This is a genomic window from Methyloceanibacter stevinii (genome assembly GCF_001723355.1).
GTDB classification, from domain to species: domain Bacteria; phylum Pseudomonadota; class Alphaproteobacteria; order Rhizobiales; family Methyloligellaceae; genus Methyloceanibacter; species Methyloceanibacter stevinii.
The window spans coordinates 29,185-52,883 of record NZ_LPWE01000012.1 but is presented as its reverse complement, the minus strand read 5'-3'; the positions used below and the strand labels follow the sequence as shown (position 1 = coordinate 52,883).

Annotated in this window: 22 protein-coding genes and 3 tRNA genes; 4 read left to right on the top strand and 21 right to left on the bottom strand. The window is 62.4% G+C overall.

Annotated elements, in window-relative coordinates:
- Positions 1 to 10 precede the first annotated feature (10 nt).
- The 17 genes from nuoH to AUC70_RS09695 all read right to left on the bottom strand — a co-directional run bounded on the left by nuoH (position 11) and on the right by AUC70_RS09695 (position 16,275).
- Positions 11 to 1,033, bottom strand: a complete 1,023-nt coding sequence (gene nuoH, locus AUC70_RS09775; RefSeq protein ID WP_069444703.1) for an NADH-quinone oxidoreductase subunit NuoH — start codon at positions 1,031 to 1,033, stop codon at positions 11 to 13.
- Positions 1,026 to 3,125 (bottom strand): NADH-quinone oxidoreductase subunit NuoG, encoded by a 2,100-nt coding sequence (gene nuoG / locus AUC70_RS09770; protein WP_069444702.1) that lies wholly within the window; start codon positions 3,123 to 3,125, stop codon positions 1,026 to 1,028. The genes nuoH and nuoG overlap by 8 nt, the downstream gene beginning before the upstream one ends.
- Positions 3,126 to 3,132: 7 nt before the next feature.
- Positions 3,133 to 4,431, bottom strand: coding sequence for an NADH-quinone oxidoreductase subunit NuoF (gene nuoF, locus AUC70_RS09765; protein WP_069444701.1), 1,299 nt, complete (start codon positions 4,429 to 4,431; stop codon positions 3,133 to 3,135).
- Positions 4,431 to 5,111: an NADH-quinone oxidoreductase subunit NuoE gene (gene nuoE, locus AUC70_RS09760; protein ID WP_069444700.1), complete on the bottom strand. Its 681-nt coding sequence runs from the start codon at positions 5,109 to 5,111 to the stop codon at positions 4,431 to 4,433. Before nuoE ends, nuoF begins: the two co-directional genes overlap by 1 nt.
- Before the next feature lie 120 nt (positions 5,112 to 5,231).
- Complete coding sequence (locus AUC70_RS09755; RefSeq protein ID WP_083241461.1) at positions 5,232 to 6,500, bottom strand: NADH-quinone oxidoreductase subunit D; 1,269 nt, start codon at positions 6,498 to 6,500, stop codon at positions 5,232 to 5,234.
- Positions 6,500 to 6,949: a thioesterase family protein gene (locus tag AUC70_RS09750; protein WP_069444699.1), complete on the bottom strand. Its 450-nt coding sequence runs from the start codon at positions 6,947 to 6,949 to the stop codon at positions 6,500 to 6,502. Before AUC70_RS09750 ends, AUC70_RS09755 begins: the two co-directional genes overlap by 1 nt.
- Positions 6,946 to 7,572, bottom strand: a complete 627-nt coding sequence (locus tag AUC70_RS09745; protein WP_069444698.1) for an NADH-quinone oxidoreductase subunit C — start codon at positions 7,570 to 7,572, stop codon at positions 6,946 to 6,948. The genes AUC70_RS09750 and AUC70_RS09745 overlap by 4 nt, the downstream gene beginning before the upstream one ends.
- A 24-nt stretch (positions 7,573 to 7,596) precedes the next feature.
- On the bottom strand, positions 7,597 to 8,154 hold the full coding sequence (locus AUC70_RS09740; protein WP_425283172.1) for a NuoB/complex I 20 kDa subunit family protein: 558 nt from the start codon (positions 8,152 to 8,154) through the stop codon (positions 7,597 to 7,599).
- Positions 8,145 to 8,510 (bottom strand): NADH-quinone oxidoreductase subunit A, encoded by a 366-nt coding sequence (locus AUC70_RS09735; RefSeq protein WP_069444697.1) that lies wholly within the window; start codon positions 8,508 to 8,510, stop codon positions 8,145 to 8,147. The genes AUC70_RS09740 and AUC70_RS09735 overlap by 10 nt, the downstream gene beginning before the upstream one ends.
- Positions 8,511 to 8,561: 51 nt before the next feature.
- Positions 8,562 to 8,639: transfer RNA gene (locus AUC70_RS09730), tRNA-Asp, on the bottom strand.
- Positions 8,640 to 8,839: 200 nt separating this feature from the next.
- Positions 8,840 to 8,915, bottom strand: a tRNA-Val gene (locus AUC70_RS09725).
- Between the two features lie 201 nt (positions 8,916 to 9,116).
- The gene (locus AUC70_RS09720) at positions 9,117 to 9,392 is read right to left on the bottom strand and encodes an HU family DNA-binding protein (RefSeq protein WP_045367083.1); all 276 of its coding nucleotides are present in this window, start codon (positions 9,390 to 9,392) and stop codon (positions 9,117 to 9,119) included.
- Between the two features lie 207 nt (positions 9,393 to 9,599).
- On the bottom strand, positions 9,600 to 12,029 hold the full coding sequence (gene lon, locus AUC70_RS09715) for an endopeptidase La (RefSeq protein ID WP_069444696.1): 2,430 nt from the start codon (positions 12,027 to 12,029) through the stop codon (positions 9,600 to 9,602).
- 287 nt (positions 12,030 to 12,316) lie between these two features.
- The gene (gene clpX / locus AUC70_RS09710) at positions 12,317 to 13,582 is read right to left on the bottom strand and encodes an ATP-dependent Clp protease ATP-binding subunit ClpX (protein ID WP_069444695.1); all 1,266 of its coding nucleotides are present in this window, start codon (positions 13,580 to 13,582) and stop codon (positions 12,317 to 12,319) included.
- Positions 13,583 to 13,901: 319 nt separating this feature from the next.
- Positions 13,902 to 14,552 (bottom strand): ATP-dependent Clp endopeptidase proteolytic subunit ClpP, encoded by a 651-nt coding sequence (gene clpP, locus AUC70_RS09705; protein ID WP_069444694.1) that lies wholly within the window; start codon positions 14,550 to 14,552, stop codon positions 13,902 to 13,904.
- Between the two features lie 149 nt (positions 14,553 to 14,701).
- Positions 14,702 to 16,132 (bottom strand): trigger factor, encoded by a 1,431-nt coding sequence (gene tig / locus AUC70_RS09700; protein WP_342022016.1) that lies wholly within the window; start codon positions 16,130 to 16,132, stop codon positions 14,702 to 14,704.
- 58 nt (positions 16,133 to 16,190) lie between these two features.
- Positions 16,191 to 16,275: transfer RNA gene (locus AUC70_RS09695), tRNA-Leu, on the bottom strand.
- Positions 16,276 to 16,548: 273 nt separating this feature from the next.
- Between AUC70_RS09695 and AUC70_RS09690 the strand changes: the two genes are divergently transcribed.
- The 4 genes from AUC70_RS09690 to AUC70_RS09675 are packed head-to-tail and all read left to right on the top strand — an operon-like array spanning position 16,549 to position 20,491.
- The gene (locus tag AUC70_RS09690; protein WP_069444692.1) at positions 16,549 to 17,583 is read left to right on the top strand and encodes a cysteine synthase A; all 1,035 of its coding nucleotides are present in this window, start codon (positions 16,549 to 16,551) and stop codon (positions 17,581 to 17,583) included.
- Positions 17,584 to 17,607: 24 nt separating this feature from the next.
- Positions 17,608 to 18,456, top strand: coding sequence for a 3-mercaptopyruvate sulfurtransferase (gene sseA, locus AUC70_RS09685; RefSeq protein ID WP_069444691.1), 849 nt, complete (start codon positions 17,608 to 17,610; stop codon positions 18,454 to 18,456).
- Positions 18,457 to 18,494: 38 nt separating this feature from the next.
- Positions 18,495 to 19,667: a cystathionine beta-lyase gene (gene metC, locus AUC70_RS09680; protein WP_069444690.1), complete on the top strand. Its 1,173-nt coding sequence runs from the start codon at positions 18,495 to 18,497 to the stop codon at positions 19,665 to 19,667.
- Between the two features lie 32 nt (positions 19,668 to 19,699).
- Positions 19,700 to 20,491 (top strand): SDR family NAD(P)-dependent oxidoreductase, encoded by a 792-nt coding sequence (locus AUC70_RS09675; protein WP_069444689.1) that lies wholly within the window; start codon positions 19,700 to 19,702, stop codon positions 20,489 to 20,491.
- A 97-nt stretch (positions 20,492 to 20,588) separates the two neighbouring features.
- Here AUC70_RS09675 and AUC70_RS09670 read toward each other — a convergent pair whose 3' ends face one another.
- The 4 genes from AUC70_RS09670 to AUC70_RS09655 form a co-directional block, all read right to left on the bottom strand.
- The gene (locus AUC70_RS09670; RefSeq protein ID WP_083241460.1) at positions 20,589 to 21,545 is read right to left on the bottom strand and encodes a sodium:calcium antiporter; all 957 of its coding nucleotides are present in this window, start codon (positions 21,543 to 21,545) and stop codon (positions 20,589 to 20,591) included.
- A gap of 120 nt (positions 21,546 to 21,665) precedes the next feature.
- Positions 21,666 to 22,592: an SMP-30/gluconolactonase/LRE family protein gene (locus AUC70_RS09665; protein ID WP_141702066.1), complete on the bottom strand. Its 927-nt coding sequence runs from the start codon at positions 22,590 to 22,592 to the stop codon at positions 21,666 to 21,668.
- 178 nt (positions 22,593 to 22,770) lie between these two features.
- The gene (locus AUC70_RS09660; protein ID WP_069444687.1) at positions 22,771 to 23,154 is read right to left on the bottom strand and encodes a Rid family hydrolase; all 384 of its coding nucleotides are present in this window, start codon (positions 23,152 to 23,154) and stop codon (positions 22,771 to 22,773) included.
- Positions 23,155 to 23,206: 52 nt separating this feature from the next.
- A complete protein-coding gene (locus AUC70_RS09655) occupies positions 23,207 to 23,620 on the bottom strand; it encodes a universal stress protein (protein WP_069444686.1) in 414 nt (137 codons plus the stop codon).
- Between the last annotated feature and the right edge of the window lie 79 nt (positions 23,621 to 23,699).

Below are 23,699 nucleotides of genomic sequence, written 5' to 3'. Positions count from 1 at the left end.
GTCTTCTCCTTTAGATACCGTGCTGCCAGACCCGCAAGACCACCGCAACGATGACGACGGCCGCGAGCGAGATCGGAAGGAAGACCTTCCAGCCAAGCCGCATCAGCTGGTCGTAGCGATAGCGCGGAACGAAGGCCTTCACCATGGAGACCAGGAAGAACAGGGCGCAGACCTTCAGGACGAACCAGATAACGCCTGGGATCCAGGTGAACGGTGGGATGGACACCGGCGGTAGCCATCCACCGAGGAAGAGGATCGTGCCGAGGCTGCACAGCAGGATGATGGCGACGTACTCGCCGAGCATGAACAGCATATACGGCGTCGAGGAGTACTCGACCATGTAGCCCGCCACGAGTTCGGATTCCGCCTCGAGCAGGTCGAAGGGCGGACGGTTCGTCTCGGCCAGAAGCGAGATGAAGAAGATCACGAACATCGGGAACAGCGGCAGCCAGTACCAGCCGAACAGGCCGAGGCCCCTGTCCTGCGCAAGGACGATGTCCGTCAGGTTCAGCGAGCCCGCGCACAGAAGCACGGTGACGATCACGAAGCCGATGGAGACTTCATAAGAGACCATCTGCGCGGCGGACCGGAGCGCCGACAGAAACGCGTATTTCGAGTTGGAGGCCCAGCCGGCGATGATGACGCCGTACACTTCCAGGCTCGAAATGGCAAAGACGTAGAGGATGCCGACATTGATGTCGGCCACGGCCCAGCCTTTGGCGACCGGGATCACGGCCCAGGCGGAAATCGCCAGCCCCGCCGTGATAATGGGCGCGACGATGAACAGCCCCTTGTTCGAGCCGGCCGGAACGATGAATTCCTTGAAGGCGAACTTCAGCAAATCGGCGAAGGATTGCCACAGGCCGAACGGTCCCACCACGTTGGGTCCGCGCCGCATCTGCACCGCGGCCCAGATCTTCCGGTCAGCCAGCAGCACGAAGGCGATGAACACCAGCAGCACGACCATCATGGCGACGCTGTGCAGGACGATCAGGGTGGTGGGCCACCCATAGCTGGTCCAGAACTCAGCCATCGGTGCCCGTCGCTTTCTCGGCGTCCGCGCGCATCGCGCTCAGGCTCGCCATGAGGGCGGAGGCCCGCGCAATGGGGTTGGACAAGTAGTAGTCGTCCATCGAGAGCCCAAACGGCTCGCTGCCCGGCTTGGCTGTGTGGCTGGCAAATTTGACGATGGGACCGGAGTCGGCCTTTTCGAGGATGTCGAGCTGGGCCAACTGGGGCGCGACCGCGTACATCTTGCTGCGCAGTTCCTGCAGCGTTTCGAACGGGAGCGGCTTGCCGAGTGCGGCGGACAAGGCTTTGACAATGGTCCAGTCCTCGCGGGCATCCCCCGGCGGGAAGATCGCGCGGGCCGTCATCTGCACGCGCCCTTCGGTGTTGGCGTAGGTGCCCTCTTTTTCCGTGTAGGCCGCGCCCGGCAGGATCACGTCGGCGCGGTGGGCGCCCTTGTCGCCGTGGCTGCCCTGATAGATGACGAAGGTCTCTCCAAGCGCCGACATGTCGATTCGTCGGCGCCAGCAGATACAGACGTCGAGATCGCCCTTGCCGGCTGCGGTGATCATGCCGCCGGTGCCGAGCCCCTTCTCTCCGGGTACGAAGCCGAGATCGAGGCCCGCAACCCGCGCGGCCGCCGTATGCAGAACATTGAAGCCGTTCCAGCCCTCGGCGATCGCGCCCGACTCGGTCACGATCTTCGCGCCAACGGCGAGGATCTCGTAGCCGTCGGGCCGTGCGAAGGCCGCCTGCCCCAGGATCACCATGGGCTTTTCGGCGTCCTTGAGGACTTGCGCGAACTCGTGCTTGCCGCCCGCGATATCCATCAACGTGTCTGGGCCGGCCCCGATGCGCTGATAAGGATAGGTCAGGTCGACATCCGTGCCGATCAGGCCGACGGGCAACTTGCCCTCCATCTGCTTCCAGCGCTTGCGGATGCGCGCGTTCAACACCGGCGCCTCGACGCGCGGATCGCAGCCGACGAGAAGAACGGCATCCGCATCCTCAATGCCTTCGATCCCCGCATTGAAGAGGTAGGTGGCGCGTCCGAGAGTCGGATCGAATTTCGCTCCGGCCTGACGGCAGTCGATATTCGGCGAGCCGATCTGCTCGGCCAATGTCTTGAGCGCGAACATCTCCTCGGCCGCGGCGAGATCGCCGGCAATCGCGCCGAACTTCGCGCCGCTCGAGGATTGGATGCGTTCGGCAATTGCCGCGAACGCTTCGTCCCAGGTGCAGGGCGCGAGCTTGCCGTCCTTGCGCAGATAGGGCCGGTCCAGACGCTGCGTGCGCAGCCCGTCCCAAACATGGCGCGCCTTGTCGGATATCCACTCCTCGTTCACCGCGTCGTTGATCCGCGGCAGGATGCGCAAGACCTCCTTGCCGCGCGCGTCGACGCGGATTGAAGACCCTACCGCGTCCATCACGTCGATGGAGGGTGTCTTGGAAAGTTCCCACGGCCGCGCCTGAAACGCATAGGGCTTCGAGGTCAGCGCGCCGACGGGACACAGGTCCACGACGTTCGCGGACAGGTTCGAATGGAGACCATGCTCGAGATAGGTGGTGATCTCCGCGTCCTCGCCACGGCCGATCAGGCCGAGTTCGGGAACGCCGGCAACTTCGGTCATGAAGCGGACGCAGCGCGTGCAGTGAATGCAGCGGGTCATGGAGCTGATGAGCGGCCCGAGATATTTGTTGTCTACGGCGCGCTTGTTGTCCTTGAAGCGGCCTTCGTTGAAGCCGTAGGCCATGGCCTGATCCTGCAGGTCGCACTCCCCGCCCTGATCGCAGATCGGGCAGTCCAGCGGATGGTTGACCAGCAGAAACTCCATCGTGCCTTCCTGGGCACGGCGCGTGACTTCCGACTTCGTGTTGATCGTCGGCGGCGTGCCGTCGCGGCCGGGGCGCAGATCGTTGACCGACATGGCGCAGGAGGCGACGGGCTTCGGCATGCCGACGACTTCCACAAGACACATGCGGCAATTGCCGGCGATCGACAGGCGCTCGTGGAAACAGAAGCGCGGGATCTCGACGCCGACGAGCCCGCAGGCCTGGATCAGCGTGATGCCGTCCGGGACGTCGTGCTCGATACCGTCGATGATGAGTTTCGGCATGACGTTCCTACTCCGCCGCTTCCGGTACGGACGGTGACAACGGTTCGGTAGCCCGTGCATCGATGCGTTCTTCGATGACGTGGCGGAAATTCTTGATCAGACCCTGGATCGGCCAGGCAGCGGCATCGCCGAGCGCGCAGATCGTGTGACCCTCGACCTGCTTCGTGACTTCGAAGAGCATGTCGATCTCGTGCTTCTGCGCATTGCCCTCGGCCATGCGCTCCAGCACGCGCCACATCCACCCCGTGCCCTCGCGGCACGGCGTGCATTGCCCGCAGGATTCGTGCTTGTAGAAATACGAAAGCCGGGCGATCGCGCGGATGATGTCCGTGGACTTGTCCATGACGATGATGCCCGCGGTGCCGAGGCCGGAACCCAGCGCCTTCAGCGCATCGAAGTCCATGGTGACGTCGCTGGATTCTTCCGCTGTTAGGCAGGGTACGGACGATCCTCCCGGAATGATGGCCAGGAGATTGTCCCAGCCGCCGCGCACGCCGCCTGCATATTTCTCGATGAGCTCACGCAACGAGATGCCCATCTCCTCTTCGACGGTGCACGGCTCGTTCACGTGACCGGAGATGCAATAGAGCTTCGTGCCGGTATTGTTGGGCTTGCCGAGCGCCGCGAACCAGGTCGCGCCGCGCCGCATGATGTCCGGGACCGAGGCGATGGTCTCGACATTGTTGACGGTCGTGGGCGCGCCGTAGAGGCCGCAATTAGCCGGGAACGGCGGCTTGAGGCGCGGCTGGCCCTTCTTGCCTTCGAGGCTTTCGAGGAGCGCGGTTTCCTCGCCGCAGATATAGGCCCCTGCCCCGTGATGGACGTAGATGTCGAAGTCCCAGCCATTGACGTTGTTCTTGCCCACGAGCTTGGCATCGTAAGCCTCGGCAATGGCGGCTTCGAGGATCTCGCGTTCGGCGATGAACTCGCCGCGGATGTAGATGTACGCCACATGCGCCCGCATGGCGAAGGACGCGATCATGGCACCTTCGATGAGAAGGTGCGGATCGTGCCGCATGATCTCGCGGTCCTTGCAGGTGCCTGGTTCGGACTCGTCCGCGTTGACGGCGAGATAGCTCGGGCGCGGATCGTCCTTCGGCATGAAGGACCATTTCAGCCCGGTGGGGAAACCCGCACCGCCGCGTCCGCGCAAGCCCGACGCCTTGACCTCTTCGATCACGGCATCGTGGCCGCGGGCGATCATGTCCTTGGTGCCGTCCCAGGCGCCGCGCGCACGGGCCGCCGGCAACTGCCAGCTATGCAGCCCGTAGAGGTTCTTGAAGATGCGGTCTTTGTCCTGAAGCATTAGTACGGCCCCGGCATCTTCGATTTGGGATCGGACGTTCCCGCATAGCCCGGTTCCGGACCGGAATCGTCGGAGCCGTAGATCCCGGCATCGATGAGCGTATTGGGGCCGCTCTTGGGTGCGCAGCCTTGGCGTCCGTCCTGAGGTCCGGGCGGCACGTCCTCGCCCTTGCGGAGCCGCTCGATGATGTCACCCAGCGATTCCGGCGTGAGGTCCTCGTAATAGTACTTGTTGATCTGCACCATCGGCGCGTTCACGCAGGCGCCGAGGCACTCCACCTCGGTCCACGAGAACATGCCGTCATCGCTGACCGTGTCCTTGGGGCCGATATGCTTGCGGCAGGCTTCCGTGAGGTCCTGCGCGCCGTTCAGCATGCACGGCGTCGTACCGCAGACCTGCAGGTAGTAGCGGCCCACCGGCGCCAAGTTGAACATGGTGTAGAAGGTGACGACTTCGTAGACGCGGATATAGGCCATATCCAGCATCTCGGCGATGTAGCGCAGGGCCGGCTCGGACACCCAGCCGCCGTTCTGCTCCTGGGCGCGGCAGAGAAGCGAAATCACCGCTGAAGCCTGACGCCCCTCCGGATATTTCTTGATAACAGCCTGTGCCCATTCGAGATTTTCGGGCGTGAAGACAAAGCCTTCGGGCTGTTCAACAGCAAGGCGTCGGACGCTCATCTCAGCTTACTTGTTTGGATGCGGTCGTCGTGCCGAACCAGCAGACATCCCGCGTCGAGTTGACTCCCCCAGCCCCCAGAGTCTTGCCGATCTAGGCGCATTTCGCAACTGCACAATGTGTCATCGGTCGCACTCTCCAAAGACAACATCGATCGAACCCAGAACGGCCGAGACATCGGCCAGCATATGTCCGCGCGTCAGGAACTCGAGCGCCGACAAATGCACGAAACTGGGCGCTCTGATCTTGCAGCGATACGGTTTGTTGGTGCCGTCGGAGACGAGATAGACCCCGAACTCGCCCTTCGGCGCCTCGACGGCTGCATAGGCCTCGCCGGGCGGCACGTGATAGCCCTCGGTGTAGAGCTTGAAGTGATGGATCAGGGCTTCCATCGAACCCTTCATCTGCGCGCGCTTGGGCGGGACCATCTTGTGATTGTCGACCGTCACCGGGCCCGGCGTCTCCGTCAGAAGCTCGCAGCACTGTTTCATCAGATGGATGGACTGACGCATCTCTTCCATGCGGATGAGATAGCGGTCGTAGCAGTCGCCGTTCTTTCCGATCGGCACGTCGAATTCGAGTTCCTCGTAGCACTCGTAGGGCTGGCTCTTGCGCAGGTCCCAGGCCGCGCCGGTGCTACGGATCATCACACCGCTCATGCCCCAGGCCCAGGCGTCTTCCTGGCTGATGGCACCGATGTCGACATTGCGCTGCTTGAAGATGCGGTTGTCGGTAAGCAGCCCCTCGATGTCGTCACAGACTTTGAGGAACGGATCGCAGAACGCGTAAATGTCGTCCACAAGTTCCGGCGGAAGATCCTGGTGCACGCCGCCGGGGCGCACATAGGCCGCATGCATGCGGCTGCCGCTGGCCCGCTCGTAGAAGACCATCAGCTTTTCGCGTTCCTCGAAGCCCCATAGCGGCGGGGTGAGCGCGCCCACGTCGAGCGCCTGCGTGGTGATGTTGAGCAGGTGCGACAGGAGCCGCCCGATCTCCGAATACAAAACGCGGATGAGTTGACTGCGCTTGGGCACGGTCAGGCCGAGCAGCTTCTCGACGGCGAGCGAGAAGGCGTGCTCCTGGTTCATGGGCGCGACGTAGTCGAGCCGGTCGAAATACGGCAGCGCCTGGAGATAGGTCTTGTGCTCGATCAGCTTCTCGGTGCCGCGGTGGAGCAGACCGATATGCGGGTCCACGCGCTCGACCACCTCGCCGTCCAGCTCGAGAACGAGACGCAGGACGCCATGCGCGGCCGGATGCTGCGGGCCGAAATTGATCGTGAAGGTCCGATCGCCGTCCTGCGGAATCCCCGCGTCCGGGTTGCCGCCGACGGGCTTATGATCGAAATCGGGAACGATTTCCTTGTGACTGTCGACGTCGGTGTCGGCCATTACGCAGGCGCCTCCTCAAGGGGCTGATCTGGAACCTTGTCGCGCTTGGGCGCAACGCCGCGTTCGAACCGGTTCCAGGCGACGATGAAGCGGTCATGGATGCCGGCGCCGATCTCGTCGACGCTATCATGCGCGGCCACGCGGAACTTGGCGCGCGGACCTTTGACTTCTATGCACTCGGCCTCGACGGTCACGGTCAGGCCCGGCGGCGTCGCGGCTGTATGCGACACGTCCACATGGACACCGACGCTGCCCTCGCCTTCGTCCAAATGCGGGGCGAGAAGCTGCACGCAAGTCCATTCCATCAGCCCGATCATGAAGGCCGTGGCGAACACTTCGGGCATGGCCTGGAGCTCGGGCGACTCCTTGTAAAGATGCGGGACCGTTTTTGTCGGGGGCACCGTGTAGGAGAAGCTGTGCTTGAGGCCGGGAGTGAGCGTGTCTTTCACGACTTGTCCTCCCCTTCCTCGACTACGCTGGCTTTTTCGTCGCCCGGGATGGCCGTCTCCATGGCCTCCCAAGGGCTGAGATAGTCGAAGTCGCGATAGTCCTGCATGAGTTGCACGGGCTCGTAGACCACGCGCTTCTGCTCGTCGTCGTAACGCAGTTCGACGAATCCGGTGAGCGGGAAGTCCTTCCGCAGCGGATGGCCCTCGAAGCCGTAGTCCGTCAGGATGCGGCGCAAGTCCGGATGCCCGTCAAAGACGACGCCATAGAGATCGAAGGCCTCGCGCTCGAACCAGTTGGCGGCCGGGAAGATGCCGACGATGCTCGGGACCGGCGTCTCGGCATCGGTCCTGACCTTCACGCGGATGCGCAAATTCTTCCAAGGACTGAGCAGGTGGTAGACGATGTCGAAACGCTCTTCGCGCTCGGGATAGTCGACCCCGCACACGTCGATCAGAGAGCCGAAGCGGTAGTCCTGGTCGTCGCGCAGCAGCGTGACGACATCGCAAATGCTGTCGCGCGCAACTTCCAGCGTCAGCTCGCCGTGAGCCACCGTAAAGCCGACGAGCGCCGGCCCTAGCTTCCCCGAGAGGTCGCTGCCCAGTTTGTTCAGTTCGTCGTCCATCAAGCCCCCGAGGACCTGGGCGGTTTAGCGGGTAATGGTCCCTGTCCGCCGTATTTTCTTCTGAAGGAGGAGCACGCCGTAAACCAAGGCTTCGGCCGTCGGCGGGCAACCGGGTACATAGATGTCCACGGGCACGATGCGATCACAGCCGCGAACAACGGAATAGGAATAGTGGTAGTAGCCCCCGCCATTGGCGCAGGAGCCCATGGAAATGACGTAGCGCGGCTCGGGCATCTGGTCGTAGACCTTACGCAGAGCGGGCGCCATCTTGTTGCACAGCGTACCGGCGACGATCATGACGTCGGACTGGCGCGGGCTGCCGCGCGGGGCGAAGCCGAAGCGCTCCAGATCGTAGCGCGGCATGGACGCCTGCATCATCTCGACGGCGCAGCAGGCGAGCCCGAAGGTCATCCACATCAGCGAACCGGTGCGGGACCAGTTGATGAGATCGTCGGCCGTCGTGAGAAGAAAGCCCTTGTCGGCGAGCTCGTCGGAGAACGTGCCGAACGATGTCGCGCCGGCAGTGATGAGGCCGCCGCCCTTCCCCTCGGTCTCGAAGGTGACTTTCGGCATCAATTCCATTCGAGCGCGCCTTTCCGCCACTCATAGATGAACCCGACGGTGAGCACGCCGAGGAAAACGATCATGGCCCAGAAGCCCAAGGCCGGCAGTCCATCGAACGCGACGGCCCACGGAAACAGGAATGCCACTTCGAGGTCGAAGATGATGAAGAGCAGCGACACGAGATAGAACCGCACGTCGAACTTCATGCGCGAATCGTCGAAGGCGTCGAACCCGCACTCATAGGCCGAGACTTTCTCGGGGTCCGGATTGCGCACCGCGATGACGTTCGGGATCAACAGCAGAACGGTGCAGATGACGAAGGCGATCGCGATGAAGATGACGAGAGGAAGATAGTCGAGAAGCAACTGGCCCATGGCTCGTTCTAAGCCTTCTTCCAACGTCTACTGCGCGTCGACGGGCCAAAGTGGCGGGAGTGACGGGACTCGAACCCGCGGCCTCCGGCGTGACAGGCCGGCGCTCTAACCAACTGAGCTACAACCCCCTACCGGGCCGTAACCACGGCCGGAGGCGATCCCCAGCATGTACGGCCTTGGATTTTGGGTGTCAAGGCAAGCTGGGTAAAGAGCGGAGGACGAATTGCGGCGAGATGCCGCTCGTTTATCCCCGCCGGATAAAAGTTCGGAGACAGGGCTTCTTGTCGCCGTTGCCTCCGGTCACAACGCACCCGGATCGCGTGCATGAATGGTGGGCGGTGACAGGCTCGAACTGCCGACATCCACGGTGTAAACGTGGCGCTCTACCAACTGAGCTAACCGCCCGCCAGGCCGGGAACGTCCGGTCCGAAGCGTTAGACCAAGTCGTCCGTCCTGCCAAGAACTCTCCTGGCAAGAGTTCCCCTGCCAAGAGCGGGTTCGGTCCGCGTGCCCCATCCGGATGGGCAGCGGAACCGAAAACAGAAAAGACGAAGCCCCGCTTGCGCGAGGCTTCGCCTAGAAGTCGCTGAAGAGTCAGTCGGCCGCTTAGCCGTTGACCGCTTCCTTCAGAGCCTTACCGGCACGGAACTTCGGAACACGGGAGGCCGGGATCTGAACTTCGGCGCCTGTGCGTGGGTTGCGGCCAACCGAGGCCTTGCGCTGCGCGACCTGGAAATTACCAAAGCCGACAATGCGCACCGTGTCGCCACCGCTCAAAGCCTTCTCGATATTCTTGAACGTCGCGTCGACGGCCTTCTCGGCAGCATCCTTCGACAAATCGGATTCCTTCGCCACTTGGGCGACAAGCTCTGCTTTGTTCACGATGTTATCCTTTCGCTCGGCCCCGTTGTGGGGCGCTTGTTATGAACCCTTGGGCCCTCTAGGGGTACGCATCGATTCACAAACAAGTCGTGTATGAGTCGCGCAAAAAGCGCAGAAAATCAACATTCTTAGCCGAATCGGTGCATAACGCGCGACCAGACGAATGGGGCGTTTTAACGGCGCTGCGGTTGAAGCGCTGTTTGGCGGTCAGTGAGCGGTGACGCCGGTGCCGGTGTCGTCCTTGTTGGGAACGACCTGTGAGGCACCCTCGCCTTCCTCTTCCCAGACGATGGGTTGAGGTGTCCGGGTGAAGGCGATCTTCAAGACCTCGTCGACCCGCGAGACCGGCATAATCTCAAGTTGATTCTTAAGCTTATCCGGTATCTCTGCGAGATCCTTGACGTTTTCCTCAGGGATAATCACCGTCTTGATGCCGGCGCGTAAGGCCGCGAGCATCTTCTCCTTGAGGCCGCCAATGGGCAAAACCCGGCCACGCAGGGTGATTTCGCCGGTCATCGCCACGTCGCGCCGCACCGGAATCCCGGTCATCAGCGAGATGATCGCGGTGGCCATTGGCACGCCCGCGGACGGCCCGTCCTTGGGGGTTGCACCCTCCGGAACGTGCACGTGGATATCCCGGCGTTCGAACAGCGGCGGCTCAATTCCGAAATCGACGGCCCTGGAGCGCACATAGGCGTTCGCGGCCTGAATCGATTCTTTCATGACATCGCGCAAATTGCCGGTGACCGTCATCTTGCCCTTGCCCGGCATCATGACCGCCTCGACTGTGAGAATCTCGCCGCCGACCTCGGTCCAGGCGAGCCCCGTCACGACACCGACCTGGTCTTCCAACTCGGCCTCGCCGTAGCGGTATTTCGGCACGCCGAGGTAGTCGGCGAGGTTGTCCATCGTGACCGTCACCTTGGTGTGGTCCGTGGTCAGGAGTTCCTTCACCGCCTTACGGGACAGCTTGGCAAGCTCGCGTTCCAGGCTCCGGACACCCGCTTCGCGCGTGTAGCGGCGAATGAGTTCCTGCAAGGCGTCGTCGTCGAGCGCGAACTCCTCCGTCTCGAGGCCGTGGTTCTTGATCTGCACGGGGATGAGGTGGCGCCGAGCGATCTCGACCTTCTCGTCCTCGGTGTAACCGGCGATGCGGATGATCTCCATCCGGTCCATCAGGGCCGGCGGGATGTTCAGCGTGTTCGCGGTCGTGACGAACATGACGTTCGACAGATCGTAGTCCACTTCCAAATAGTGATCGTTGAACGTGTTGTTCTGCTCGGGGTCCAGCACTTCGAGCAAGGCCGAGGCCGGGTCGCCGCGGAAATCGGCGCCCATCTTGTCGATCTCGTCCAAGAGGAACAGCGGATTGACCTTCTTTGCCTTCCGCATGGACTGGATGACCTTGCCGGGCATCGAACCGATATAGGTCCGGCGGTGGCCGCGGATCTCCGCCTCGTCCCGCACGCCGCCAAGGCTCATGCGCACGAACTCACGGCCCGTCGACTTGGCGATCGACTTGCCGAGCGAGGTCTTGCCGACGCCGGGCGGGCCGACGAGGCACAGGATCGGGCCTTTGAGCATGTTGGTCCGGTTCTGAACGGCGAGATACTCGACAATGCGGTCCTTGACCTTCTCAAGACCGTAGTGGTCGTGGTCCAGCACCTTCTGCGCATCGTCCAGGTCGCGCTTGACCTTGCCCTTCGAGCCCCACGGGATCGACAGCAGCCAATCCAGGTAGTTGCGGACAACTGTGGCCTCGGCGGACATCGGGCTCATCTGGCGCAGCTTCTTGAGCTCGCCCATGGCCTTTTCGCGGGCTTCGCGGGTCAGCTTGGTCTTCTCGATCTTCTGCTCGAGCTCGGCCAGATCGTCCCGTCCCTCTTCGCTGTCGCCGAGTTCCTTCTGGATCGCCTTCATCTGCTCGTTCAGGTAGTACTCGCGTTGCGTCTTCTCCATCTGACGCTTCACGCGGCTCCTGATCTTGCGCTCGACCTGGAGGACGGAAATCTCGCTTTCCATCAGCGTGAACACACGCTCCAGCCGCTCGGAGACGGAGGTGATCTCGAGGATCTGCTGCTTCTCGCCGATCTTGATGGCGAGATGCGAAGCGATCGTGTCGGAGAGCTTCGAGTAGTCCTCGATGTGACTCGTCGTGCCGAGCACTTCGGGCGAGATCTTTTTGTTGAGCTTCACATAGCTTTCGAACTGAGACACGACCGAGCGCGCGAGCGCTTCGATCTCGTTGTCTTCGCCGGTCTGCTCCTCGACGGGTTCGATCTCGGCTTCGAAATAGTTCTCGTTGTCGGTGTAGTTCTTGATGATGGCGCGGCGCGAGCCTTCGACCAGCACCTTCACGGTGCCGTCGGGCAGCTTCAGGAGCTGCAGCACGGAGGCAAGCGTGCCCATCTCGTAGATGCCTTCCGCCGTCGGCTCGTCATCGGAAGCGTTCTTTTGGGCGACCAGCAGAATCTGCTTGTCGGTCCGCATCACTTCTTCGAGCGCGGCGATGGATTTCTCGCGGCCGACGAAGAGCGGCACGATCATGTAGGGAAAGACCACAATGTCGCGAAGTGGGAGCACCGGGTAAAGTTCCGGGCCGCCTTCCATGCTTACGGACGGGGTTGTTTCAGTCATATTCTTTCCGTCGCCTTCCTTTTATGGCCGGCCAGCTTCGTTTCTGGCCAAAAGTCGCTTCGCGAAACCGGTCTCAGCCCCCCAATTCCGTTCAATTCGCCGTCCAGATTATATGCTCCTGGCCTACGCCAGGGGGCAGTGCGTCACTTTGGCTCGCCCACCCCGGAAAGTGGCTTTCGACGGGCGCGCCGTCAAGGGCCCGCACGGGCACCAAGACCGCATGCGGCCTGCCACAATCAGAGTGGGATTCGCAGAGCCCTTCAAGCCGACAATCATGTGGAAAAAGATCAGGCGCTGGTTCCGACCTCGTCCTGCCGCTCGGAATAGATCCGCAGCGGCCGGGCCTTCCCGTCAACCACCTCGGCGCTGATCACGACTTCCTCCACCCCGCGCATGCTGGGCAGCTCAAACATGGTGTCGAGAAGAATGCCTTCCATGATCGACCGGAGTCCGCGCGCGCCTGTCTTCCGCTCGATGGCCTTCTTGGCGATTGCCAGCAAGGCCTCGTCGGCGAACGAAAGCTGCACGTCTTCCATCTCGAACAGGCGCTGATATTGGCGCACGAGCGCATTCTTCGGCTCCGTCAGGATCCGGATCAAGGCATTCTCGTCGAGATCGTCGAGCGTCGCGATCACAGGCACACGGCCGATGAATTCCGGAATGAGGCCGAACCGCAGCAGATCCTCCGGCTCGATCTTACGCAGGATGTCGCCCGTGCGCCGCTCGTCGACCATCTCGACTTTCGCGCCGAAGCCGATCGACGTGGACCGGCCGCGCGCGGAAATGATCTTTTCGAGACCCGCGAACGCGCCGCCGCACACGAACAGGATGTTCGTCGTGTCGACTTGCAGGAATTCCTGCTGCGGATGTTTCCGGCCGCCCTGCGGCGGTACGGATGCAACCGTGCCTTCCATGATCTTCAGAAGGGCCTGCTGCACGCCCTCGCCCGACACGTCGCGTGTGATCGACGGGTTGTCGGACTTCCGGCTGATCTTGTCGACCTCGTCGATATAGACGATGCCGCGCTGGGCCCGTTCGACGTTGTAGTCGGCCGCCTGGAGCAGCTTCAAAATGATGTTCTCGACGTCCTCGCCGACATAACCCGCTTCGGTGAGCGTGGTCGCGTCCGCCATGGTGAACGGCACGTCGAGAATGCGGGCAAGCGTCTGCGCCAGCAGCGTCTTGCCGCAGCCGGTCGGGCCGATCAGAAGGATGTTCGACTTTGCCAGTTCAACGTCGGAGTTCTTTCCGGAGTGGTTCAACCGCTTGTAGTGGTTGTGGACCGCAACGGAAAGCACGCGCTTCGCGTAATCCTGACCGATGACGTAATCGTCGAGGACCTGACAGATTTCCTGGGGCGTCGGAACGCCATCGCGAGACTTCACGAGGGAGCTCTTGTTCTCCTCGCGAATAATGTCCATGCAAAGCTCGACGCATTCATCGCAGATGAACACGGTCGGCCCCGCGATTAGCTTGCGGACCTCGTGCTGGCTCTTACCGCAGAAAGAGCAGTAGAGGGTATTTTTGGAATCCGTTCCGCTCACCTTGCTCATTCCTTAATATCCAATTGTTCTTCGTTGCTGTTGCGTGCGTGCGGCGCTCCGAACGCACCGAAATAGCCGTTGTCTGCCCTGCAAAGTGCCGGCGCCTCCTCGAAAGAAGAGGTCGAAGCTACACAATCTGACCATGTTGAGGTGGCACTGATCAAGGATTGATTAATCCCGCACATCGTCGCTCTGGCATCCGGTCTAGACACGCTGTTCGCGTGTCTAGAATCGCCATGGTGCCACGAAGTATACCGCACAGCCAAGGCCTAGGGCCGGAAACCGGCCCCTTGGCCACAGAAGGCTTCGGTCCCGATCCGGGCCGAAACTAGGATGCCGGTGCCGGTTCTTCGTCAGATGGTGCGTCGCCTTGACGCTTGCTGACCACCTCGTCGATCAGCCCGAACTTCTTGGCCTCTTCGGCCGTGAAGAAGAAATCGCGATCGAGTGTCTGTTCGACAGTGGCGTAGTCCTGCCCGGTGTGCTGGACGTAGATCTCGTTCAAGCGGCGCTTGAGCTTGATGATGTCCTCGGCATGGCGCTCGATGTCGCTCGCCTGACCTTGGAAGCCACCGGAGGGCTGATGCAGCATGACCCGTGCGTTCGGCACGGCATAGCGCATGCCTTTCTCGCCGGCACAGAGCAGCAGCGATCCCATGGAGGCGGCCTGGCCGATGCACAGCGTCGAAACCGGCGGGCGGATGAACTGCATCGTGTCGTAGATCGCCATTCCCGACGTCACCACCCCGCCCGGCGAGTTGATGTACATCGAGATCTCCTTCTTGGGGTTCTCGGCCTCCAAGAAGAGAAGCTGCGCGGTGATGAGCGAGGCCATGTGGTCCTCGATCACGCCCGTGACGAAGATGATCCGTTCTTTGAGCAGGCGCGAGTAGATGTCGTACGCGCGCTCGCCGCGATTGGTCTGCTCGACCACCATGGGAACGAGCGTGCTCATATATGTATCGACCGGATTTTGCATGAATGTCCTGTTTGTCGGGGGCTATCGGACGAACCTGGTGCCGGTCCCCGATTCGTCCTTCTAGAGAGTTCCATAAATATGTGCTCGGAGGCCGAAACGGAAGAGGCCGGACACCTCTTCGTTAAGGCCGGTGTCAGCTACCCCGAGCGTTAGTGGTCGTGATCATGGTCATGGTCGTGATCATGCTCGTGGTCGTGATCATGGCCTTGGCCGTCGTCCAGGTCTTTGTAGAGCTCCTCGAGGCTCACGTCCTTGTCGCTCACCTTCGCCAGCTCAAGGATGTAGTCCACGACCTTGTCTTCGAAAATCGGGGCCCGCAGCTCGGCGAGAGCCTCCGGCGTGTTGCGGTAGAAGTCGTAGACCTGCCGCTCCTGGCCGGGGAACTGACGGATGCGTTCGATGAGGGCCTTGTTGACCTCGTCGTCCGAGACCGTGATCTCGTTGCGCGATCCGATCTCCGATAGCAGGAGACCGAGCCGGACGCGCCGCGCCGGCAATGTCTGATACTCTTCCTTGGCCTTCTCCTCGGTGGTGCCCTCGTCCTCGAAAGTCTTCTTCGAATGCTCCTGATCGTGGAGCACCTGATCCCAGATGGCCTTGAACTCGTTCTCGACGAGGGTCGGCGGCAGCTCGAAGCTGTGCCCCTCGTTGAGCGCGTCCAGCAGCGCCCGCTTCACCTTGAGGCGGGAGGCCATGTTGCGGTCGAATTCCAAGCGGCCCTTCACGGTCTCGCGCATTTGAGCGACGGACTCCGCTCCTAGGCTCTTGGCGAACTCATCGTCGAGGGTCGGCGCCTGCGGCGCGGCCACTTCCTTGACCGTCACTTCGAACTGCACGGTCTTTCCCGCAAGCTTGGGCTCGCCATAGGCGTCTGGGAAAGTCGCGTCGATGACCTTCTCTTCGCCCTTCGAAACGCCTTCCAGGCCTTCTTCGAAGCCGGGGATGAAGCCGCCCGCGCCAAGCGTGATCGGTGCGTCCGTCGCGGTGCCGCCTTCGAACGCCTCGCCGTCGAGCTTGCCGACGAAGTCGATCGTGACGCGATCGCCCTTCTCCGACGGGCCGTCTTTCGGCGTGAACGTCGGGTTGGTCGCAATGATGCGGTCGATGGCCTCGTCGATCTCCTTGTCGGACACCGGCGCGGTGGGCCGCTCAAGCTCGATGGTGCCGAGATCCATGATCTCGACCGTCGGCAGGACCTCGAACGTCATCGTGTAGGCCAGGTCGCCCTTACCGTCGAAGATCTGATTGATCTCCGCCTCGTCCTCGGGGAGCTTGACCTGCGGCTGGAACGCCGGGCGCTCTTCCCGCTCCGAAATCGCCTTCTGGCTCGTCTCCTGGACGGCCTGCTGCACGACCTCCGCCATGACCGAGCGGCCATAGACCTTGCGCAAATGCTCTTTCGGCACGTGGCCCGGGCGGAAGCCCTTGATACGCGCCTTGGACTTCAGTTCCTCAAGGCGCGAGGAGAGTTTCTCCTCGAGTTCGTCGGCTCCGACCACGACTTTCAGCTCGCGGCGCAGGCCCTCTGCATTCGTCTCCGTGACGTTCATACCGTCAATCCACCATTCCTGCGGCGCCAAGGCAGCGCCCTCTTTTGTGTCATGCTGTCCAACGAAGTTGTTGAGTCAACGCGTTGGTTGGTGCGGGCGGAGGGACTTGAACCCCCACGGCCAAAGCCACCAGAACCTAAATCTGGCGTGTCTACCAATTCCACCACGCCCGCTTAAGGAAAACTTGCGGCGGATGAACGCGCGCGAGTCCCATTCGCGGCTTTATATACACAGGCCCTCCCCGGCTGCTAGGCCCCAAAGTGGCCGTATTCGAGCGGGCCCGCCACCGGCCGCGGGGCCGCGCGCGGTCCGTCCATGCTCGCTTGCGGCGATCGCATGGAACGGGATGCCAGGCGGGTCCGGATTCATGGGATTTCCGCGACTTGCGGCACGCTCCGGCGCTCATTAGGTTGCGGAATAGACTGAATTCCCCCAAAGGCTCTTCCGTGACCTACCGCAACGGCATTCTCGAGGCGATCGGCAACACGCCGCTCATCAAGCTCAAACGCGCGTCCGAAGAGACGGGCTGCACCATTCTCGGCAAGGCCGAGTTCATGAACCCGGGGCAGTCGGTCAAGGACCGTGCGGCGCTCTTCATCGTTCGCGACGCCTTGGATGCCGGCCGGCTCAAGCCCGGCGGAACGGTGGTCGAAGGGACGGCCGGTAATACGGGTATCGGGCTGACCCTCGTCGGCAATGCCTCGGGCTCAAAGACGGTCATCGTTATCCCTGAGACCCAGTCGGACGAGAAAAAGGACATGCTGCGGCTGGCGGGCGCCCAGCTCATCGAAGTCCCCGCGGTCCCGTACCGGAACGACAACAACTACGTAAAGTACTCCGGCCGCCTCGCCGAGGCGCTCGCCAAGACCGAGCCCAATGGGGCGATCTGGGCCAACCAGTTCGACAACGTGGCTAATCGCCAGGGACATATCGAAACGACGGCCGAAGAGATTTGGCGCGACACGGACGGCAAGGTCGACGGGTTCATCTGCGCGGTCGGCACCGGTGGCACCCTCGCCGGCGTTTCCATGGGCCTGAAGACGCATAATCCCGAGATCACGATAGGGATCGCCGATCCGATGGGCGCCGCCCTGTACAATTACTACAAGCACGGGGAGTTGAAGTCCGAAGGGAGCTCCATCACCGAAGGGATCGGTCAGGGGCGCATCACGGCCAATCTCGAAGGCGCAAAGATCGACAAGGCGTTCCAGATTCCCGACGCGGAAGCGCTCGATGTGGTGTTCGGTCTTCTGAGCGAAGAAGGCCTCTGCCTCGGCGGCTCCAGCGGCATCAACGTCGCCGGCGCTATTCGTCTTGCCAAGGAGCTTGGTCCGGGCCACACCATCGTCACGGTGCTCTGCGATTACGGCACAAGGTATCAAAGCAGGCTGTTCAATCCGGACTTCCTGCGGGAAAAGGGACTTCCGGTGCCCTCCTGGCTCGCCGAGCCGGGACCGTCGGCACCGAGCGTATTTGTTTAGACGAGAATTGGAGACCGGAACTTTATGACGCCGAAGACATGGCTGATTGAAACCGACGAGCTTGAGCGGGAATTGGAGGCGCCGGATATCGTCGTCATCGACGCGACCTGGTATCTGCCCGGGGAGGCCAAGAACGCGCGCGAGGACTACCTCGCCGAGCACATTCCCGGCGCGGTGTTTTTCGACATCGACGAGATTGCGGACGACAAGGCGAAGACGGGGCACATGCTGCCGCCGCCCGAGAAGTTCTCATCGCGGATGCGCAAGATGGGCATTGGCGACGGTCAGCGCGTCGTCGTTTACGACCGCCAGGGCACATTCAGTGCGCCGCGCGCGTGGTGGATGTTCCGGGTCATGGGCGCTCAGGACGTCAGTGTGCTGAATGGCGGCCTCATGAAGTGGAAGGCCGAGGGCCGGCCGCTCATGATGGGCGAGCCGACGCCGCGGACACCCCGCCACTTTACTGCCCGCCGCAATCTCGACCTTGTGCGCGACGTCGACGACGTGAAGAAGGCCGTCGACGACAAGTCGTCCGACATCGTGGACGCCCGTTCGGCGGAACGCTTCGCCGGCACCGCTCCGGAGCCTCGCCTTGGTCTGCGGGCCGGCCACATGCCGGGTGCGATCAACGTGCCGTACAAGCAAGTGCTGAACGACGACGGTACCTTCAAGTCCGTGCCCGAACTGCAGGAGGTCTTTGCCTCCGCGGGTCTCGACCACCACAAGCCTGTGGTGACGACGTGCGGGTCGGGAATCACGGCGTGCGTCCTGGCCTTGGCGCTCGGTGAAGCCGGGTATCTGCGGACGTCGGTCTATGACGGCTCCTGGGCCGAATGGGGCGCGGACGACCGCCTGCCGATCGAGACGGGCTAAGTGGCGTTCGGCTCGCCTCGTCGCGCTAAGAGGTCTTCATGAGCAAGACGAAAAAGCCCGGCAAGCATGCAACGCGGTTGTCGCATGCGGGTCGCGATCCGGCTCGGTTCCACGGATTCGTCAACACGCCGATCTATCGCGGTTCGACGGTTCTGTATCCCACGCTCGACACGCTTCTCGCCGACGACCAGGAATACAGCTACGGCCGGCTGGGCACGCCCACCGTGCGAGCGCTGCAAGAGGCCCTTGCCGAACTGGAAGGCGGGCACGCGACGCTATTGACGCCGTCGGGGCTGTCGGCGATCGCGACGGCGATTCAGAGTTTCGTGTCGAGCGGCGACCATATTCTGGTGTCCGACAGCGTCTACCGGCCGACGCGCCGGTTCTGCGATACGGTTCTGAAGCGCCTTGGCGTCACCACGACCTACTACGATCCGGTGATTGGCGGCGGCATCACGGACCTCCTGACCGAGCGAACGAAGCTTGTGTTCGCCGAGTCGCCCGGATCGCAGACCTTCGAAGTGCAGGACATCCCGGCCATTGCCGCGGCGGCTCATGATGCCGGCGCCGAGGTGATCCTGGACAACACCTGGGCGACGCCTCTCTTCTTCCGGCCCTTCGATCACGGTGTCGACGTGGTCGTACACGCCGCCACGAAGTACATCGTCGGCCACGCCGATGCGATGCTCGGCGTGATCACGACGAGCGAGTCCGCGACGGCACCTGTAGCCAAGACGCACGACATACTGGGCCTGTGCCCGGGGCCTGAGGATGTGTATCTGGGCTTGCGCGGGTTGCGGACCATGCAGGTGCGTCTCCAGCGGCATCAGGAGTCTGCTCTCGCGCTGGCCGATTGGCTCGCGCAACGCCCCGAGGTCGCGCAGGTGATCCACCCTGCCCGGCCCGACCACCCCGGTCACGCGCTGTGGAAACGGGATTTCATCGGGTCGTCCGGTCTCTTCGCCATCGTGCTCCATCCGGCCTCGCACAAAGCCCTGGCTGCGATGCTCGACGAACTCGAGCTCTTCGGCATGGGTTATTCCTGGGGCGGCTATGAAAGCCTTATCCTCCCCTTCGACCCCACCACCTACCGGACTGCGACCAAGTGGCAGGTGGCAGGCCCGGCTCTGCGTCTCCATGTGGGTCTTGAGGACATCGAAGATCTCAAGGCGGATCTCGACGCAGGCTTTGCCCGGCTCGCCTCCGCCTGACGGCGCAACAGACACACACGTTCGAGGCAATCATGGATTTGAAACTCGAGGGCAAGCGCGCGCTCGTGACGGGGTCGACCGCGGGCATCGGCTATGCCATCGCCAAGGGCCTTGCGCAGGAAGGCGCCACGGTGATCGTCAATGGACGCAACAAGGACCGCGTGAGCGAGGCCGCCGAGGCCATCACGAAAGAGACCGGCGGGTCGGCAATCGGCATCGCCGCCGATCTCGGGTCGGCGGCCGGTGCTGCCAAGCTCCTAAGCGAGGCCGGCGATGTCGACATCCTCGTCAACAATGTCGGCATTTTCGAGCCGGTTCCCTTCGCGGAAATCTCCGACGAGGCCTGGCAGGAAATCTTCGACGTCAATGTCATGAGCGGCGTCCGCCTCAGCCGCGCGCTCGTGCTTGGCATGGTCGAGCGGCGATGGGGCCGGATCATCTTCATCTCCAGCGAGTCCGGCATTCAGATCCCCGCGGAGATGGTGCATTACGGCCTCTCCAAAACGGCGCAGCTTGCGCTCTCGCGCGGCATTGCCGAAAGCGTCGCAGGCACCGGCGTCACGTCGAATGCCGTGCTTCCCGGCCCGACGCGCTCCGAGGGTGTGGTGGAGTTCGTCGAGAAGCTGGCCGAGGATCAGCAGGTCGACAAGGAGGCGTTCGAACGCGACTTCGTGAAAACCATGCGTCCCTCGTCGCTGATCGGGCGTTTCGCTGAGTCCGAAGAGGTCGCCAATCTCGTGGTGTTTCTCTGCGGCGAAGGGGCCTCCGCGGTGACCGGCGCCTCCCTCAGGGTCGACGGCGGCGTCGTGCGGAGCATCGTCTAGCTGAAGTGATAGAACACGGCCAAAGTGATCGCGTAGATCAACAGCACCAGGGCCGAGTCGATCCCCATCCGCAAGAAGGTGCGGCGTGATCGGATGATCAGGCCCGCAAGGTAGATCGACGTGACGAGAATACCCGAAATGATCGCGAACGCCGTTCCCTTGTCGATGGCACCGAGAATCGGCGCGCGTGATAGACGAGGTCGGCTGGCAGGACCATGGCCACCATCAGCAGATTGCTGCCGAAGATGTTCGAGATCGCCATGCTGTAGGCGCCGATCCGCACCGCCGAGATCGTGGTGCTTACCTCCGGGAGCGACGTCGCCGTCGCGAGCAGCGTCATGCCGATGAAGCTCGACCCGAGCCCGGTCTGCTCAGCGATAGCGGCGGACGTGGCGATCAGTGCGAGACCGCACATGAGGATCGCCGCGCCCATCAGCGCGAAGCCAACGATCAGCCCGCCGGTGCCCTTCCCTTCGAAGCTATCGGTGCCGTTCTGTTCTTGGGCGATGTGCGGCAGTGCGGCGTCGATGCTCTCGACGGGGATCCAGGATTGTACGCCGTCATAGTGGCGCAGCATCATCACGATCCCCACATAGGCGAGCCCCAGGAGAACGGTCCCCAGGCCGACGCCGAACGGCAGCGCCAGTTCTCCGACCGAGTGCAGTCCAAGGAGCATCGCCAGAAGCGCGATGAGGAGCGTCGCCTCGAGGGCCGATGTGGGGCCGCTCGGGTACGACGTCAGGGCATAGGTGACGAACAGCAGATCCACCACCGCGAGGATCGCCGTCTGCATGGTGATACCGCCGAACATGTTGCCGAGAACGAGTTGAGCCTCGCCGGCATAGGCGCCGTACAGCGTCGTCACTAGTTCGGGGAGCGACGTGGCGGCCGCGACGAAGATGAGGCCCATGAAGGCCTGGCCGATCCGTTTGCGGGCGGCAATGGCGTCGGCATAGATGGCCAGGCGCGTGCCTGCCAGCCAGACGCCGATCGCCGCGGCAATGAAGACCGCGAACGTGAAGGGCATCGGCAACTGCGCGAGGGCGAGGATCAAGCGGTTGTTCTCGTTGTTGCTTGGATAACCGGGCGGGATTGGCTCACGCTCCCCTGCTCCGGCTCATCTGGTCGGTGTTGCGTTCCGATTGGTGTCGTCTGGCTCTTGGGTCCGTGAGGCCTAGTTGGGCTTTGCGCCGCCGAGCTTATAGGCAGCCAAAGTGTTGTCCAACATCATCGGAATGAGAATGAGCTGCTTATCCGCCAAAAAGATGAGATCGGCGCTGCCCTGGTTGAGGTCGAGCAGCTGATCGGCCTTGGCCGTCTTGCCTTTCACATCGACCTTGTAGAGTGCGCCATCGGCCCAGTCGCTGACGAGGTAGGTTCCGGCCTTGAGTTCGTCGATGCCGTCGAGGTTTCCGATGGGCTTGCCGAGCGGCGTGATGGACTTGTCTTCGATGTCGATTGCGAAGAGGCCGGCGATTTCCTGCTTCTGGCCCACGCTCTTGAGCCGTCCCAGCGAGGCGTTGATCAGCTTGCCGTCTTCCAGCAGGAGGCCGTTGGGACCGTTAAGCGAGTCGTCGGTCAGCCAGGGCTCGAACACCCCGTCCTTGAGCCGCCAGATCGTGTTCATCGGCGTGTCTGAGACATAGACGGTCCCGTCGTCGGCGACGACCACGTCGTTGAGGAAGATGGCGCCGTCGGCCTTGTATTTCTTCTTGATGCTTCCCGAAGCGGCACCGACCGCCACCAGCGTGTCCACGTCGGCCACGTACAGGGTCCGGTCATGCAGACCCATGCCGGTGGGCGAGTTGAAGCCCTTGGCCCAGTCCCGTTCGAGGATCGTGCCGTCCGGCTTGATACGGGAGATGAAGCCGTTGCCGTCCTTGGCCATGACGGGACCGTTGATATTGGTCACGAACAACACATCCGTGACAGGATCGTGCAGGACGGACTCGGGCTGCGCGAGGCCTTTGGCTTCCCAGGCAAGGACGGGCGTCTCAGCGGACGCCGTTTCGGCGCACGCCAGCAGCATCACGAGACCAGTAAAAACATTCAGGACCGGCCGGGGCGCCCTCGCCCTCCCGGTGCGCTCGTTGCCGCTCATGACATTCTGTCGCCAGAACATAAGCCCGGCCGCGCGTTTTCTTGGTTTCCTCGTGAACATCAAGCAAGACTCCCATACCGCCACTGCTAGCAGATTGCCGCAAACACTACGGCAGTGAGAATCCGCAGGCAAATGAACAGGCGGTGAGAAGCCAAGCCCCACGTTTGGCTAGGAATTCTCAGGAGACCTTGGCGTACGCTTCGATCTCGACCCGTTGCCAGGGGCGCAGCATCGACGTCACCTGGATAAGGGTGCTCGCCGGGCGCACCTTGTCGAATCGCTCGAGGTGAGCTTTGGCGACTCCCTCGGCATCGTCGATATCGCGAAGATACACCACGGTACGGACAACATCCTGCGTCGATGCACCAGCCTCCTTGAGAACCTTCTCGATGACATCGAGGACAGCCTTCGCCTGAGTATAGGCGTCGCTATGTTCGTGGTCGGCGGGGGCACAGGTCCCCGAGACGTGAATATCGTCTATCAGCCGCACGGCGCGGCTATAGCCGAAAACGGATTCGTACGCGCCGCCGGAGGACACGTTGAGGCGTTTGCTCTTGCTCATCTGATTTCTGCTTTCTTCTTGGCAGTGACGTCGAGCCCGCGTTGCGCAGGCGCTAACGCGCGATGGTTACGGTGCAGTGAGCCCGGGCGATGAGATCGTGGGATACGGACCCCAGGACCAGGCGCGTCCCTGCACTCTTCTCGCCGGTCCCGACGACGATGTGATCGATGTGATGCTCTTCGGCGTAGTTCAGAATCGCACGTCCAACGTCGCGGCTTGCGACCACGACCGTCGATACGTTGGCGGCCCCTGCCTTGCGCGCCGCCTCGTCGGCAGCCTTGAGAATGCTCTCGGCCTTCGCTTCCCCAAGCGCATGGACTGGTGCCATCCGCGGTTCGAAGAACACCTGATCGACCAGGATCAGAATGATCTGCGTATCGCCCGCGCGTGACAGTTCGGCGGCTTTGGTGACGGCGCGCATGGAATGCTCCGATCCATCGACCGCACAAAGAATCTTGTTCGTCATTGTCATGACCCTTCTGGATGATCTCGTTTCAGCAATGTCCCTCGAAAGAAAAAGGCCCGCTCACGCCGACTGCCGGCGC

Bases quoted from the DNA above. Each gene is read 5' to 3' on its own strand.
- nuoF (WP_069444701.1), bottom strand. From the start codon at position 4,431: ATGCTTCAGGACAAAGACCGCATCTTCAAGAACCTCTACGGGCTGCAT.
- AUC70_RS09735 (WP_069444697.1), bottom strand. From the start codon at position 8,510: ATGGGCCAGTTGCTTCTCGACTATCTTCCTCTCGTCATCTTCATCGCG.
- AUC70_RS09665 (WP_141702066.1), bottom strand. From the start codon at position 22,592: ATGAGCGGCAACGAGCGCACCGGGAGGGCGAGGGCGCCCCGGCCGGTC.
- AUC70_RS09755 (WP_083241461.1), bottom strand. From the start codon at position 6,500: ATGGCCGACACCGACGTCGACAGTCACAAGGAAATCGTTCCCGATTTC.
- AUC70_RS09675 (WP_069444689.1), top strand. From the start codon at position 19,700: ATGGATTTGAAACTCGAGGGCAAGCGCGCGCTCGTGACGGGGTCGACC.
- nuoE (WP_069444700.1), bottom strand. From the start codon at position 5,111: ATGAGCGTCCGACGCCTTGCTGTTGAACAGCCCGAAGGCTTTGTCTTC.
- metC (WP_069444690.1), top strand. From the start codon at position 18,495: ATGAGCAAGACGAAAAAGCCCGGCAAGCATGCAACGCGGTTGTCGCAT.
- nuoG (WP_069444702.1), bottom strand. From the start codon at position 3,125: ATGCCGAAACTCATCATCGACGGTATCGAGCACGACGTCCCGGACGGC.
- clpP (WP_069444694.1), bottom strand. From the start codon at position 14,552: ATGCAAAATCCGGTCGATACATATATGAGCACGCTCGTTCCCATGGTG.
- sseA (WP_069444691.1), top strand. From the start codon at position 17,608: ATGACGCCGAAGACATGGCTGATTGAAACCGACGAGCTTGAGCGGGAA.
- clpX (WP_069444695.1), bottom strand. From the start codon at position 13,582: ATGAGCAAGGTGAGCGGAACGGATTCCAAAAATACCCTCTACTGCTCT.
- AUC70_RS09660 (WP_069444687.1), bottom strand. From the start codon at position 23,154: ATGAGCAAGAGCAAACGCCTCAACGTGTCCTCCGGCGGCGCGTACGAA.
- nuoH (WP_069444703.1), bottom strand. From the start codon at position 1,033: ATGGCTGAGTTCTGGACCAGCTATGGGTGGCCCACCACCCTGATCGTC.
- AUC70_RS09740 (WP_425283172.1), bottom strand. From the start codon at position 8,154: ATGGAATTGATGCCGAAAGTCACCTTCGAGACCGAGGGGAAGGGCGGC.
- AUC70_RS09745 (WP_069444698.1), bottom strand. From the start codon at position 7,572: ATGGACGACGAACTGAACAAACTGGGCAGCGACCTCTCGGGGAAGCTA.
- lon (WP_069444696.1), bottom strand. From the start codon at position 12,029: ATGACTGAAACAACCCCGTCCGTAAGCATGGAAGGCGGCCCGGAACTT.
- AUC70_RS09655 (WP_069444686.1), bottom strand. From the start codon at position 23,620: ATGACGAACAAGATTCTTTGTGCGGTCGATGGATCGGAGCATTCCATG.